Here is a 15,591-nt window from a genome sequence, read left to right as displayed (position 1 = left end):
CTTGATCTACTTCAGTCTACGCAATGGGTGGACGACTTGCCTGTGCGAATAACACATCCGTGTGCCGAAAGCAGGAAGATTCTTACATGGCTCCTGTCTCAGATATGCTCGATATACCTCTCATTCAAGATATGACCCATACGATATGTGTGCTCTGCCAATTCAGATTTCACATAAGATTCAATATCACTCTTTTCGATACTGTACAAGACCTCAATTTCTTTAGAAAAAAGAAGGTGTCCCTCATTGATTTTCCGCTCCAACGAGTTTATCTGTTTGGGTTTCAGATCACCACCAAGCACCTGCTGAAGTGCTTGCACATATGTTTCAAGAGAACGCACTCCGACAATTTTCATACCCTGGTTCTCTTCATTCACAATGATAATGGATGGGAAACCTCTAACTCCCAAACTAGCTACACTCTCAAAGTCTTCCTCTAATAACTCTTGTGCAGATTGCTCTGCAGCCGCCTCAACCACTTCTTTACCATTCAAGCCCAGTTGATTGACGATATCCATCAGCACATCATCTTCTCCAATATTTCGATTAAATACAAACACGGCTTCACGCGCACGTCTTAAGAAGTCCTCCTCTTTCCCAGGGTGTGTACTCTGAATGACCTTAAATACGCGAGATGGCGGATAGGAAGAAAGTATTGGATTATCGTGCCATAAGGAACCGTCGATGGGCATGCGTGAATGCTCACCCACTTCCTTCCAATGCGTTGCAACGTCCGAAGGTTTCTGAATCCCGTTAGCGCCATCCGAGAAACCATTCCAGTTAGCCAGTAGCCCACCCATTTTGATTTGCAGCGTAAAATAATGGCCGTATTCCTCAACAAACCGATGAAGCACAGGCTCAAGCGCCCAGCAGTGAGAACAGATCGGATCTGTTGCGTAATAAAGAGTGATCCTTTTCTCAACGTGATTCAGATTGATTTCTTGCATCCCCTCTTCCTCATTCACACCACATACGCCTGTTTCCAGATCACACATCATTGATTCGTTACTCACGTTTATCCCGCCTTTATATTGTCTTATGAATTGATTTTCTTGTGTTAGTTTGATTATAATGTCTACAATCTTCTGAACAAGTACGATTCTTTTTCTGACTCAGTATCAAAAAGTATACTATTGGAGGGTATCAAGTGAAATACGAGTTTAATTTTGATCAGTTATGTCCAGCGACTTATGCATTTCAGGTCATTGGAGGCAAGTGGAATCTTCCGATCCTGGCAATCCTCAGTGAAAATGACTGTATACGTTACAATGAATTAAAAAGAAGACTGCCTGGCATTACCGGAACGATGTTAACGAACTGTTTGAAAGATTTGATTCATTCCGGCATCGTGCATCGGGAGCAATATAACGAGGTGCCACCGAGAGTGGAGTATTCGCTCACAGAATCAGGCAAGGAATTGGTTCCCTTAATTGAATCCATGGTAATATGGGGTCAGAAAAATATGACAGCAGGCGTGAAGCAACAAGAACCATAACACCTGGCCTAATTTAACCCCTTATCATAGATGTTCATTTTTGAATCGCTCTGTACACTTTGTTCAACGGCAAAAAGACTATTTCACTGGACCATCATGTCCTTTGAAATAGCCTTTCCTTTATAAATACAAGACGGCCGCTTGTTTACGACGTGTACACATCTAACTATTCAGGTCGTCATCTTCCTCATTTCCTAAATACATAACCGTTTTTTCTCCCTCAACCAATCTAATGATCTGCTTTCGTAATTTTGAAGGAAATAAAGGTAGTTCGTATATATCTTTAATTTCGAGCCATTCATATTCCGCTTGGTTTTCGTCACTTGGCAGAATAGAACTATCTTGGTCTATCAAACCTATGTACTCGCATAAAAAAACAAAATCTACACGATGAAGAGCTTCACCGTATACCCCTTCAATGACAAATTCCAGTGATAACGGTTCTACATCTATTCCGATTTCTTCCGCAACTTCACGCTTCACAGCATCCGTCAGGGTTTCACCTGCATTCTGGCTCCCACCAGGCAGAATGTAGATGACTTCATCATTATCATCCTGCTTCATTGCAAGCATTCTCCCGTCTTTAATGATTAATGCTTTTGCAGAATTTCTAATCTTTCTCTCCATTGCTAATCCCCCATATATATCTGTATCATGTTGTTGAAGGTTGATTCCATTTAACCTCACGATCTCCATGAAGAGTATTTTAACACATACATCTAAACAAATTCTGAACAATCAAATCAACTCACTCTTGGCGACCTCCATGAAAGCAGCCATAGACGGAGAGATCCATTTTTCCCGATGCCAGAGCATTTGCGCAGAAAAGGATATATCTGATAAATCCCACGGCAGAGCAACCACTTCCCCATCGCTCAACTCTTTCTTCAAAGCCATTTCAGGTAATAAAGCGATCCCTAGACCAGCCACAACACATTGTTTAATGGCTTCTACACTATGAAACTCCAGCTCTGTCAGAGCATCTGCACCTTTCTTCGTTATGGATTGGTCAAAATAAGTGCGATACGAACAGTTCTTTTCGGTCAGCAAAAAATGCTGTTTGTGGAAGTCATCAATGACCAACGCGGAACGCGATGCTAACATATGATCGGGAGAAACCACCATTTGAAAGGTCTCATCCTTTAAAAACTCCGACTGAAGGTCTTTGGAATTCATAGGCTCATCCAATACAAAAACGACATCGGCATGCCCTTCTCTCAGACTCGATTTGAGCTCTTGCCCAGACAAGGGGCGGAACAATAACCGCACACCAGGATAGTCCGCTCGAAAGCGTTTGAACAAGGCTGGAAGAAGATATGCACACAGCACTTCGTCTGCTCCGATCACAACCGTTCCCGCCAATTCTCCGTGCTGACTGGATATGCACTTTGCTTCCTCTACATCGTTTAAAATCTTAGTGGCGTACGGCAGAAACTGTTGGCCAGCATCCGTTAACACGACCTTTTTGCCTAATCGATCCAGCAATTTCACCCCGAGCTCTTCTTCCAGCGATTTGATTTGCATGGTTATGGTAGACGGTACATAGCTCAATAATTCAGCAGTTTGACTAAAGCTGCAGGTCGATGCAAGTGTCCAAAAGGTTTTTAGCTGGCGTATTTCCATGAGTTAGGCACCTCCTAAGTTCAAAATAAATGAATGATATGTTCGATAACGTTTCGTTGAATTGATAATAGACGTATTGTAGAGTGAAATCAAGTTATTACTATTTTATAAGGAGAATCAATCTATGAACGATTATGAAACATATAACCTTGGAGATACATTACTTCAATCGGGACAACAGCTCCCTCAAGCCTTTATCGCTTACAAGACCTATGGAAACTTAAACGTGGCAAAGGACAATGTTATTGTTGTCCCAACATGGTTTGCTGGAATTCACACAGATAATGAATGGTTAATTGGAACGGACAAAGCACTGGACCCCAGTCGTTATTTTATCGTTGTGCCCAATATGTTAGGTAACGGGTTATCATCCTCTCCAAGTAATACCCCTGCCCCATATGATAAGGACAACTTCCCTCTCATCTCCATGTATGACAATGTGCGTGCCCAACATCAACTCATCACTCAAAAATTCGGTATCTCCAAAATTAAACTTGTTGTGGGTTGGTCGCTGGGAGCCATGCAGGTTTATCAATGGGGAACCAGTTATCCTGAGATGGTCGAGCGTATTGCTCCCTTTGGCGGAACGGCAAAGAGCAGACCCCATACACAGTTGGTATTCGAAGCAATGATCGCGGCGTTACAGGCAGATTCGAATTATAAAAATGGTAGATATGAGCGCCCTCCGGTTGCCGGTCTCGCAGCGATGGGAAGAGCTTATGCTCCATGGGGGTTCTCGCAGGCGTACTATTTGGAGAAATTGTACCAATCTGAGGGTTACGACTCCTTGAAATCTTATGTAGAAGATTACTGGGATCAAGTATTTCTTCCCTTCGATGCTAACGACTTGATTACCATGTTGCGTACAGGAATCTATGGAGACATTAGCGCTAATCCCGTCGATGACGGCAACTTCGAACAGGCGTTAAGCAAGATCACTGCTCCTGCACTCGTTATGCCAGGATCAAGTGACTTGTTTTTCACGCCAGAAGACAGTTCGTATGATGCTCAGCATATGCCAAACGCGGTGTATCAACCTGTAGAGTCCAAGTGGGGACACTGCTTTGGAATCGGAGCAAACGAAGAGGATTCACTCGTTATCGATCGTCATCTAAAGCAATTTTTGGAGACATGAGTAAAAAAAGAAGGAGCACAAAGTAAAAAAAGTGCACAAAGCTCATTATTCTTTTCTCCGCTACAACTCAAAAGTAAAAAAAGATACCAGTTCTCGTCAATAACCTTTATATCACGTTCCCCCTTTCTCGTTTAGAATATTTTCAAGTAAGCGTTATTGAAATATGACTGATAAGGGGGAAAAGAAATGAACAAGAAAACGAAAGCCTTAGTCTTGTCTGTGTGCATGTCAACCTTATTACTCGCAGCCTGTAGCAATGGAAGCGGTGCTGATAAAGGTTCAACAACGGACACGGATTCCAACGAGGCTGGAACAACAACCATTCATACCGTAACATCAGAATACTCTTCTGCAAAATATCCAAAGGGCGACGATATCACCAACAATGTATGGATTAAGCGATACAAAGAGAAGTTTAATATCAACGTCAAAACAGACTGGGTTAGCGATGAGTACGATACAAAACTCAATTTGGCTATCGCATCGAACGATCTTCCTGACGTATTCAGAGTTAATCCATCACAACTGAGACAGTTAGTCGAAGCAGATATGGTCATGGACCTTACCGAGGTATTTGATCAACACGCTTCAGATCGTCTCAAAGGTTACATGGAAGCAGATGCAGACAGTTACGAATCTGGAAAGAAAGACGGTAAGCTATACGGGATACCACAGATGCACTGGGGATTAATTGAACAACCAGACTTCATCTGGATTCGGAACGACTGGAAAGAAGAATTGGGAGTCCAAGATCCAAAATCTGTGGAAGACATCAAAAATATCGCACTAAAATTTATGGAAAAACACGGTGGTTATGGTATAGCGGTAGACCAATCGTTGGATTACCTCAACCTGCTGGCCATTGCATGGAATGCGCATCCGGATATGTGGATGGAGGATAGCACTGGAAAACTCGTGTACGGCTCCGTGCAGCCTGAGATGAAAAATGCGCTGGCTGAGTGGTCAGAATGGTACAAGCGAGGCATCATTGATCCGGAATTTGCAATCAAAGACTTTAATGCGATGAACGCGGATATCGTAGCCGGCAAAGTGGGAATGCAGCCTTATTACCAATGGTGGGGTTATAATCCGGGTGTCGATACGGTATCCAATCTGGGTAAGGACGCCATCTTCTACCCTTATATCATCCCTACCGTTGATGGGAAAGAAGCCAAACAATCCATCTTTTTCGCTAACAACAATTATATCGTTATGAAAAAGGGATTTAAGAGCCCTGAAGAAGTGATCAAAATTTTGAACGACTACGCTTATATTGTGGATGAAGGCAATGGCAAGGAATCCACAGAAACGTTATCCGCCTTGCTGGACAACGATATTGCCCATGTTGTTGGAGCGTTCCGTGTACTTAATCCGAATTCCGATTACGAGCAATTTGAGGCGGTCTCCGCTGCCCTTCAATCCAAGGATACCAGTGGACTCACAACTTCGGGTATGTGGCAAAAATATAACAACAGTGTGGAATTCATGGAGAATGCAACCCCAGGAGCAGTTGGTGATTATTTGCAACAAGGGGCTCCAAAGAATGCGTATGGTCTTGCCAAGAAAGTACTGGACAGCGAGAACTATACAAAGACGGCCTTATGGGGTGTTACGCCAGAAATACTTTCAAGCTACGGAACAACCTTGGATGATATCCTGACCGAAGGTTTCACCAAGATCATTATGGGTAGCGAAAGTATCGATTATTTCGATGTTATTGTCCAGAATTGGCTTGCAGCCGGGGGCGATGACGCAACTCAGGCAGTTAATGAAGCCTACGGGAAGAAATAATTTCGTTTGTCACAAAGAGGGGACGAGGGTTATCTCTCCCCTTTATTTGATAGCGATTACATTTGGCGTACAAGGAACGGAGGAATATGTATGTTGAGAAAATGGAAGCAGCAGAGTCCTTACCATCTCATGTTGATTCCAAGCCTGGTCTTGGTCTTCATCTTTTGTTACATCCCTTTCTACGGACTTATTATTGCGTTTCAGAAGTACAATCCGGGCCTTGGCTTTAACTCGCCATGGGTAGGATGGGATAATTTCACCCACATATTTAATCAGCCGAACTTTGTAAGAACGATCTGGAATACATTGTACATGTCTGTCTTTAAGATTATCGGTGGTATAATCGTACCCGTAATTTTTGCATTACTGCTTAACGAGGTACTGCATAGTGGAATCAAACGTACATTTCAAACCCTTGTCTACATTCCGAACTTCCTCTCTTGGGTCATTATGGCTGGTATCATGCTGGATATCCTTAGCTCCGACGGCATTATCAATACATTTCTAAGTGTATTTGGGATTGCACCGATCTCCTTTCTTGGCACACCTTCTATTTTTCCTTGGACGATGATTGTGAGTGACATATGGAAAGGTTTCGGGTTTGGCACGGTTGTTTATTTGGCAGCCCTGACCAGTATTGATCCGGGACTTTACGAAGCCGCCGTGATCGACGGAGCGAAACGGTGGAAACAAACCATCTACATTACGTTGCCTCTACTCATGCCAACCATTGTTTTAATGACCGTACTTTCACTTGGAAACGTACTCAATGCTGGCTTTGACCAAATCTATAATCTCTACTCCCCTGTTGTCTATCAGACGGGTGATATTATTGATACCTATGTCTACCGTTTAGGAATTCAACAAGCACAGTATTCAATTGGTACCGCTGTTGGGTTATTCAAATCGATCATTTCCAGTGTCCTCGTTGCTGTATCGTACATCCTGGCTTACAGAGTGGCTGGTTATCGTATCTTCTAAGAAGGAGGAACTCACATTATGATCTATGATAAAAGTATGAGCAGACGTGTGTTTCTTATCTTAAACTACACCATACTGCTTCTAATCTCTCTCCTATGTATTCTGCCGTTTATTAACCTGCTGGCTGTTTCATTCAGCAGCAGCGCAGCTGTATCTGCGGGCAGTGTTACGTTCTGGCCTGTGGAATTTACGACAAAAGCCTATGAATTTGCATTAACTGGAGGATCATTTTTCTCCTCTCTCTGGGTAGCCATTCAACGAACTGTTATCGGAACGGTGGTGAATCTGGTTCTGATCGTACTCACGGCTTATCCCCTCTCCAAATCCAAACAAAAATTAATGGGGCGTAATATCTATATGGGATTTTTCATAATAACCATGTTATTCAGCGGAGGACTAATTCCAACCTATCTCGTGGTTGTCAAAATGGGACTAATCGATTCCATCTGGTCTCTGATCCTGCCTGGGGCCCTCCCCGTATTCAGTATGATTATCCTCATGAATTTCATTCGGGGGCTGCCCGAGGAGATTGAAGAATCAGCCATTATCGATGGTGCTGGGCCTGTACAGGTATTGCTTCGTATTCTACTCCCACTTCTCAAGCCCGCTCTCGCTACGGTTGGTTTGTTCAGTATCGTTGCCCACTGGAATTCGTGGTTCGATGGCATTATCTATATGAACAATCCAGACAATTATCCATTACAAAGTTACCTCCAGACCCTGCTGCAAAGCTTTGAGCAAATCATGCTGAAATCTGGGTCAGACTATACGCAGCTGTTGTCCATGATGAACGCCAGAACGGGGCGCGCCGCTCAGATGTTCTTGGGTGCCATTCCGATTTTACTCGTGTATCCGTTTTTACAGAAATATTTCACCAAAGGTTTGGTGCTAGGTAGCGTCAAAGGGTGAACAAAAGGGCTTGCAGTTCATACTGCGAGCCCTTTGTTTATATCTAAACTTATTTTTTATGATCGCTGTACCGCATTATGATGCTTAAGTGGAAACATGAATGACTATTTGGCTTCTATGATGGCAGGCAGCAGAATGGAGAAAATGGTACCTTCACCTATTTTACTCTCCACCTGAATTCCATAAGGTTTACCAAAATGAAGTTGAATCCGCCGCTGCACATTATGCAATCCAATCCCATTCGTTCCCTTACTTGCACCGGACTTTTCTTCCAATAGATTCTGCATCGTATGATGATCCATACCCACACCATTATCGCAGACCTCGATCACAACTTCGTCCAGCTGTGATTGAATCCGAATGGTGATGATTCCGTCTTCTTCCAGTTCAGCCAGACCATGAAAAATCGCATTCTCCACAATCGGCTGCAGGATCATTTTGGGCATGCGATAATCCAGCAGTCTATCCTCAACCTCATATCTCATCTGAATACAATCGTAATACCTGACATTCTGGATCGTTACGTAATTCGTTATATTATCAAGTTCCTCACGAATGGTTACGAGGGTTCCATCAGATTTTGTTGCATAGCGAAGCATCGAGATTAGTGCATCGGTCATTTCCACGATTTTGTCTGCCTGCTGCATCGAGGCAATCCATTTAACCGACCCAAGGGTGTTATACAGAAAATGAGGCTTGATCTGATCATGGAGCGCACGCATTTCGGCCTTGGCTTTCTCTATTTCTTCCTGCTGCATCCGTTCGACCAACCGCTTCAATTCATGCGACATTCTGTTGAATCGAATGGATAAATGTCCAATCTCATCTCTGGAACCAATAGGTTCAACTTGTTCAAACTGACCTTTCTCGACTAGAGCAATATTCCGTAGCAGTTTTTTAATGGGAGTTGTGATCACGTGAGATAAAAAGATGGATATGACGGCAGCAAAAAGAACAATGACTATGGCAAGCGTCACCAGATTACGGCCCAATATTTTGCCATCAGCAGTCAACTCATCCAAAGGCATATATAAGTAAGTTGTCCATTTTTGCTGACTAAGGGGACTGGTCACCACGACATTTAGTGATTCAGGCGGACGAACGTTATCTCGAAACAGTGTCCCGATTAATCGTTCGTTCACGTTATATACGATCTTGTCATCCTCATCAACGATCATGAATCTGGAGCGCAGTCCCTCCTGCAAGTTGCGATTGACGATTTCGATGAATTTGATATCAATGCTGACAACAATCACGCCAAGCAGTTTTCCACTAGTCACATCATGAATTTTGCGAGCGTGTGACACTGCCAGTATTTTATTCTCCAATTGCTCGTCGATTCGTGTTGTGAGGGTAATGGTTCGATCATTATCATGCATGAACTTTTTAAACCACAATTCATTTGCTACTTTGAAGTTTGGATCAATGGGTTGATGTGGACTGACAAAAAGGTCTTGCCCCCCGTTCATATTGTAGAGGTAGATGGAGAATACGCGATCTTTCATCATGATGTAATTCATCAGAATATTGTATGCGGCAATCTCATGTTGTTCATCACCCTCTCGCAGGAAATCCTGGATCGGAAAACTCCCTTCATGGGTCGCAGACAGATTGTCACTAAGCCCATTGCTGGCGAGCAGCGAAATTTTCTCAATCTCCTTGAGGAACTCGTCAATGCGGATATTCGTCTGTTTGGCCAGATCGTTTAGCAACGTTGTATAGTTCTGTGTCAACAACCGCTCGGAGGAGTAATACGAATTGATTGTCATCACCAATACCGGAAGGATAATGACCGTCATACAGATCACCATAATTTTGTACTTGATTCGGAAGGGCCGAACATGCTTCATATGCTGCACCTCTATTCACCGATTACATTCATCCCTGCTGTAATTCTCGATATTCCTCAGGAGTGACCCCTACCGATTTTTTGAAAATTTTACTGAAGTACGTGTAATTATGGTAACCCACCTTTTCTGCGATTTCATACACTCTCATTCCTCTGCTCAATAGATACGCCTTGGCATGTTCAATTCGAACTCGGGTCAAGTACGTAATAAAGTTCTCTCCTCGTTCCTGTTTGAACACACGGCTGAGATACGACGGATTCACACTGATTTGGCTAGCGATACTTTGCAGTGAGATATCTTCCGCATAATACTTGTCGATCAATTCAGTGGCGAGATCGGTGTACGTGCTTTCCTGTTTGATTTGGGAATCGGTTTGGAAGTAATACGCAATATGAGCAAGCATATCTTGGTGGATATCCTCCCAATACTCCCCCTTTAGAACGATTTCGTAGGGCGATTTCTCTGTTAAAGAAGGTGCACCTCTTTCCGTAGCTCGGGATAGATGGGAATGTATCGTTTCCATTACCATGATATATTGCTTGCGAATGCTATTCTCATCCGCTCGTAGCTGTTCCAGATTGGATCGGATTCCTTCAAGGAACTCTTCCGCCTTTTTGTTGTCTTTGCTTACCCATAACTTCAACAAATCTCGTTCTTGTTGTGAGCTTAAAGCCCCCTTAACTTCATGTCGATCTGGGGATTGAACCATATCATCGTAATACAACACCTGGTTGCTTCCTGTGAAGAAACTCTGTTGTAGAGCCGTTTCTGCCTCTTGGCAGGCCGTCCTGATGTGAAGGAAACCGGAAGTCATTCTACTTACCCCAGCCGTGAGCGATAGATTCATAAAATCCTTGATCGAAGACAGCAATTTATTACAAAGTTTATTCAAGTCGGCGTGTACAGATTGGCTCTCAGGAAGTACGTTGACGATCACCCAATATTCAGAGGAACTTTCAACAAAAATCTCTTTCTCCCACTTCGATGGAATGATCTCTTCCATAATATTAAGAATCGAAAATCGGAGCAGCTTTTCCCCCTTCTCAACATATTTCCGCTTTGCATCCTCGTAATAGTTCACGATGAACTTCATGACAACCAACTGGTCCGAACGTATACGAAAATGCAGTTCTTCCGCTTTGGTGACGATATCCTCCTCACTAATGAATCCGCTTACAATATCTTGGAAGAAACTATCCTTTAGATATCTTAGACTCTTGGAATAGTCCTGTGTTATAGAGGGTGTGTTGCTTGGGTGAAAATGTTCACTTTGCAGTTTCTGTCCAACCGTGCTCAGGAGGTCAATAAGGGAGGATTCGGTGATCTCACTTTTAATCAAGTAATCTGAAGCGCCAAGTTTTAGCGCCTCTTTCACATAATGAAATTCGTCAAAATTACTCAGGATGACATACTTACATGTTTTCAGTACGCAGGAGGCCTCTTGTATAAGCTGTAGCCCATCCATAATCGGCATCTTAATATCTGTAATAATTAGATCAGGCATCACTTCAAGCGCAAGGCTTAATGCCTCTTTTCCATTTCCCGCCTCTCCAACAACATAGAAATTATACTCTTCCCAATTCAGCATGGAACGAATTCCAACCCGCATGAGCAATTCATCATCTACGATCATCAGTTTATACATGCGTATCCCCCAACATGAACCATTTTTAGATATTTTACCATTAAACGAACTGTTGCAAAGATGTCTAGCGAACCTTATTGAATTGCGGGTATCATAAATAACACTTTTACAGAACATACGTTCCTGTTATAATCAGATTATTGTATTTGGTGTAACATAACATGCCCGCCTGGAAAGGATACATATCATGAATTTATACAAGTTTGAATTAACGGTGAACGGATATCTATTACGTGTTCATTTCAGTGCATCTGAAGAAAGTGGATTGAAATGGTGCAAACGAATTGCTACTGAATTCCAGAACAACGTTGCCAATCTGGAGATCAAGGTTGATATACATAAAAAGCAGAAACAAAAGCATGCACGGGAATATCACGGAAAACCGTATCTGTATGATAGGACACTAAGGAAAAAACCGCTTGCGAAGAAAAATAAAACGGCTGAATCATCTGTTGTTATGTAAAGGTAAATTAACATCGCTGCTTAACGAGTCTTCTCAATAGATAGACAAAAAGACTAAAGAACGACTAATTGATGATAACATCAGTAACGTTCTTTAGTCTTTTATGAAAGTACTATCGACACCTTGAGTAGACTGAAATTCCTTTCACGCCCCGGCGTCTCCAACCATTTGTCGTTCAATTTGTTTCATTTCATAAAAATAGCCTTTTTGCTCCATCAGCTCGGAGAAAGAACCTGATTCCACAATCTTGCCTTGGTCCATGACCACAATCCGATCCATCTCTTCCAATCCCGTCAGCCGATGGCAGATCAGGAGAAATGTATCTTCGGATGCTTGTGCAAGAAGATGCTGCAATACACGTTGTTCTGTGACGTAATCCAGTGAAGACGTCGGTTCGTCCAGAAGCCATAACCGTCCTTTGCGCAGCATGGCCCGTGCAAGAGCCAGCCGCTGCTTCTCACCATCCGACAGGTTCTCCCCTTTTTCATACACCATGTCGGTCAACAACTTATTAGGCAGTTGGACTTTATCCAGCACAGCCGACAGTTGTTCATCCGAATGTTCTTCTCCATTCAGCAGTAGATTATCCCTAACGGTTCCCCGGAAGAAATGACTTTGCTGCAACACAACATTCGCGTTTTTCCAAATGCTCTCTTCATTTAATTCCTTTACCGAAACATCGTCTAACCGGATATCGCCAGACGTTGGTGTACGGAGCTTGAGTAACAGATCGATAATCGTTGACTTGCCTGACCCGCTCGGCCCGACAATCGCTGTTTTGGAGCCTGCTGCAAGTTGCAGAGATAGCTCCCTCAGCGCCGGTCTCCATTCCCCTTCATATTGGAAGTTAACACCGGATAGGTCAATCGAAACCGCCTGATCGGCTGAAACTTCACCGCTTGGCTGTACAGGTTGTACATCGGAGGTTGGCACCGTTTCCGCCAGTCGCTGAGCGGCGTGTTCGCTGTCCTGCTTATATAGAGGCAATATAGCCATTGCGGCAGCTTCTTCGAACACGGTCTGCGTGGCCAGGATCAGCATGGCGAGAAATACACCGGCAAATGCTCCATTCACAATTAAGAAAGCGCTGAGTGCTAGCACTCCCCATGTAACGAGATACGTCACAAAAACGTGCATGGACTGCCCGCGCAACAGGTGCGAAGCGGCTTGTTTCTGCTCCGTTGCCAATGCAGCGGAAGCCTGCTGAAGCTGTTGCTCACGCTGTTCCAATTGGCCGTATACTTTCAAATCCCTGAAACCATACAACACTTCGGTCACTTCCGTGGACAGCAAGGCCCGTTGCTGGCGGACACGTCCGTTTATTTTTCGCTGACCTAACAAGACAATACCTGGTACAACAAATGCCGTAATCAGCATACCTAGTACTAACAAACACGCAATCCAGATCGAAAAGGCCGAAGTGAACAGCATGGTAGCCAAAAACACCATAACGACCATGATGGGTGGATACGCGACCCGCAAAAAGTAATTTTGCAAACTTTCCACATCACCCACGATCCGCGCAAGCAGATCCCCGCTTCGGTTTTTGTTCAATATACCTGGCGTTACCGGGATCAGTTTGGCAAAAAAGGACGTCCGCAAACGGCTCAGCATGGAGAATGTTGCCCTGTGCGAATACAAGCGTTCCCCGTAGCGACTTGCCGCTCGAAGGAAACCAAGTAGTTTGACCATGGAAGTAAGTACAATTAAGGTGTACAGAGGTGGAGCAAATACCGTTTGCGATATCATATAACCACTAGCGGAAAAGAGAGCTACACCTGCTATGCCGGCGATAAATCCGCCCAATATCGAAAGCAAGATATCCTTGCGCTCCTGAATCATCGCTTTTGACAGAATCGTCAGCTCATTCATGCTAACCCTCCTTTCCGTTGTACATCCACCATCTCCGCATATTGAGGCAGGCGCGCCAGAAGCGCTTTATGATGTCCTGAATCCACCAACACCCCATTGTCCATAAACAAAATGTTGTCTGCATGTTGAATTGTATATAAACGGTGTGCCACCGTAATCATCGTTGCCGTTTTGGCTAATGCCGCAATGGATTGTTGCAATACCCGCTCGGTGTGTAGATCCAGACCAACGGTGGGTTCATCGAACAAAATAACAGCTGGTCGCTTCAGAAAAGCACGTGCCAAGGCAAGTCTTTGCTTTTCCCCACCAGATAACCCCCGGCCACCTTCACCAACAAAGGTATCTAAGCCCTGTTCCAATTGTGCAACAACGCCAGCAAGTCCTGCTTCCTCTGCCGCCTGCTCAATGTCAGCTCTGGAGACGTTCCGACCCGCCCCAATCGCAATATTTTCGGCAAATGTACCTGCAAAAATATACGGATGCTGTGTAATGTAGCTAACACGCTCGAACCATGCAGCCTCATCATGTTGCGAAAGCTGGCTTCCGTTAACCAGAACCGCTCCCGAATCTGGTTTCAGTAAACCGGCAATGAGATGAATCAGCGTGGTTTTACCTGAGCCACTTTTGCCTACAATAGCAATCTGTTCTCCTGGTCCAATTGAGATCTGTCCTGTCTCAAGTCCAAAGGAATCAGGTGTGTACTGGAATCGGACATCATTCAGTTCAATGGTTGGTGGCATTGTTATCAACTCGGCACGAGCTGTACGAAGCTCTTCCGTCTTTGTAATTGCATCGACATCGGTTAATTGGCTTTGATCCGATCCTTCTTCCCGCTCCGTTTGTGTGCTCTTGATACTTGTTTCCTCAAGCATTTGTTCCACCTTACGAATGGCCCCCATACTGGTTCGCCCACTGTGAAAAGCCGTTCCCGTATTCTTCAACAGACTGTAAAACTCAGGGACGAGTAACAACACAAGAAAGGCTGTGTGGAAGCTCATCGATTTGAAAACCAGTAATTGAATAGCCAGTTCAAGCGCGACAATACCAATGCTTAACATCACGATCGATTCCAGCATAAACGTATTTGTAAATGCAATCTTCAAAATGCCCATGGTGGCATCACGATACCCCAGACTGCTGCGTTCAATCTCCTGCTGTTGACGTTTAGCCCGTCCGAATATTTTCAACGTAACCAGCCCTTGAAGCGAATCCAGAAATGTACCGGAAAACTCAGCCAGTTGCGCGTATTTTTCTTCTGATTTGTTCTTTGTCTTGAGCCCAACCAAGATCATGAACAGCGGGATAAACGGTGCCGTAAACAGCATAATCCAGCCTGTGTTAGAGTGCTGCGTAAACGTAACAACCAGAATCAGAATCGGGATCATCGCAGCTTCCATCATACGCGGCATGTACTGACTGAAATAACTGTCGGCTTCATCCACAGCATCCAAAGCAACGCTGACCTTTCCTCCCGTCTGTCCACGAAGGGTTGAAGGCATGGAAGCGCGGGTCAGGTTCTGCAACACAGATGCTCGCATATTCGTCTTGGCGCGTGCTGCCATATGCAAGCCCACTTTCCCATTACCATACGACAACAGTGAGCGTACGGCCATAACAGCCAATAATAGGACAAGCAACAGGATCACTGATGAAAAGGAAGCTTTCTCTACAAAGATTCGCTGGACTGCTTCAGCCACCAAGGTGGCCTGGCTTATAATAGCTACACCAAGGGCCAGCGAAATGATCGCAAGGAGAAGTCTGTTTTTTCGTTGTAAAGACATTTGCTGCGAGATCAGATTGGATTTGCCTCTCCTTTTCATTGAACGC

Annotated in this window: 13 protein-coding genes; 6 read left to right on the top strand and 7 right to left on the bottom strand. The window is 44.1% G+C overall.

Translation table 11 applies throughout. The features are described from left to right. Positions 1–98: 98 nt before the first annotated feature. Positions 99–1,013 (bottom strand): DsbA family protein, encoded by a 915-nt coding sequence (locus C161_RS15255; RefSeq protein ID WP_036671202.1) that lies wholly within the window; start codon positions 1,011–1,013, stop codon positions 99–101. Between the two features lie 134 nt (positions 1,014–1,147). On the opposite strand from C161_RS15255, the gene C161_RS15250 reads away from it, so the two are divergent. Continuing rightward, positions 1,148–1,495, top strand: a complete 348-nt coding sequence (locus C161_RS15250) for a winged helix-turn-helix transcriptional regulator (protein WP_036671201.1) — start codon at positions 1,148–1,150, stop codon at positions 1,493–1,495. Positions 1,496–1,657: 162 nt separating this feature from the next. On the opposite strand, the gene C161_RS15245 is transcribed toward C161_RS15250, so the two are convergent. Together C161_RS15245 and C161_RS15240 are read right to left on the bottom strand one after the other, a co-directional pair. After that, on the bottom strand, positions 1,658–2,122 hold the full coding sequence (locus C161_RS15245; RefSeq protein WP_036671529.1) for an NUDIX domain-containing protein: 465 nt from the start codon (positions 2,120–2,122) through the stop codon (positions 1,658–1,660). A gap of 111 nt (positions 2,123–2,233) precedes the next feature. Beyond that, entirely contained in the window at positions 2,234–3,118 is an 885-nt protein-coding gene (locus tag C161_RS15240; RefSeq protein ID WP_036671199.1) for a LysR family transcriptional regulator, read from the bottom strand. A 124-nt stretch (positions 3,119–3,242) separates the two neighbouring features. Here C161_RS15240 and C161_RS15235 point away from each other — a divergent pair, with 124 nt between their 5' ends. The 4 genes from C161_RS15235 (at position 3,243) to C161_RS15220 (ending at position 7,934) form a co-directional block, all read left to right on the top strand. Continuing rightward, the gene (locus C161_RS15235) at positions 3,243–4,253 is read left to right on the top strand and encodes an alpha/beta fold hydrolase (RefSeq protein ID WP_036671197.1); all 1,011 of its coding nucleotides are present in this window, start codon (positions 3,243–3,245) and stop codon (positions 4,251–4,253) included. 186 nt (positions 4,254–4,439) lie between these two features. Further along, the gene (locus C161_RS15230) at positions 4,440–6,044 is read left to right on the top strand and encodes an extracellular solute-binding protein (RefSeq protein WP_036671195.1); all 1,605 of its coding nucleotides are present in this window, start codon (positions 4,440–4,442) and stop codon (positions 6,042–6,044) included. 90 nt (positions 6,045–6,134) lie between these two features. Further along, on the top strand, positions 6,135–7,025 hold the full coding sequence (locus tag C161_RS15225; protein ID WP_036615758.1) for an ABC transporter permease: 891 nt from the start codon (positions 6,135–6,137) through the stop codon (positions 7,023–7,025). An 18-nt stretch (positions 7,026–7,043) separates the two neighbouring features. Continuing rightward, positions 7,044–7,934 (top strand): carbohydrate ABC transporter permease, encoded by an 891-nt coding sequence (locus tag C161_RS15220; protein WP_036671192.1) that lies wholly within the window; start codon positions 7,044–7,046, stop codon positions 7,932–7,934. A 104-nt stretch (positions 7,935–8,038) separates the two neighbouring features. Here C161_RS15220 and C161_RS15215 read toward each other — a convergent pair whose 3' ends face one another. Next, complete coding sequence (locus C161_RS15215; protein WP_036671190.1) at positions 8,039–9,784, bottom strand: cache domain-containing sensor histidine kinase; 1,746 nt, start codon at positions 9,782–9,784, stop codon at positions 8,039–8,041. Positions 9,785–9,812: 28 nt separating this feature from the next. Beyond that, positions 9,813–11,429 carry a helix-turn-helix domain-containing protein gene (locus tag C161_RS15210; protein WP_036671189.1) on the bottom strand — a complete coding sequence of 539 codons (1,617 nt, stop codon included), beginning with the start codon at positions 11,427–11,429 and terminating at the stop codon, positions 9,813–9,815. Positions 11,430–11,616: 187 nt separating this feature from the next. On the opposite strand from C161_RS15210, the gene C161_RS15205 reads away from it, so the two are divergent. Further along, on the top strand, positions 11,617–11,892 hold the full coding sequence (locus C161_RS15205) for a hypothetical protein (RefSeq protein ID WP_036671188.1): 276 nt from the start codon (positions 11,617–11,619) through the stop codon (positions 11,890–11,892). A gap of 144 nt (positions 11,893–12,036) precedes the next feature. On the opposite strand, the gene cydC is transcribed toward C161_RS15205, so the two are convergent. Both cydC and cydD read right to left on the bottom strand, forming a co-directional pair. Beyond that, positions 12,037–13,764, bottom strand: a complete 1,728-nt coding sequence (gene cydC / locus C161_RS15200) for a thiol reductant ABC exporter subunit CydC (RefSeq protein WP_036671186.1) — start codon at positions 13,762–13,764, stop codon at positions 12,037–12,039. Beyond that, entirely contained in the window at positions 13,761–15,584 is a 1,824-nt protein-coding gene (cydD, locus tag C161_RS15195) for a thiol reductant ABC exporter subunit CydD (protein WP_036671185.1), read from the bottom strand. Before cydD ends, cydC begins: the two co-directional genes overlap by 4 nt. Positions 15,585–15,591 lie beyond the last annotated feature (7 nt).

It is taken from the genome of Paenibacillus sp. FSL R5-192 (genome assembly GCF_000517845.1).
GTDB lineage: Bacteria > Bacillota > Bacilli > Paenibacillales > Paenibacillaceae > Paenibacillus > Paenibacillus amylolyticus.
The sequence above is the reverse complement of the archived record's forward strand: the minus strand, read 5'-3'. Positions and strand labels throughout refer to the sequence as shown.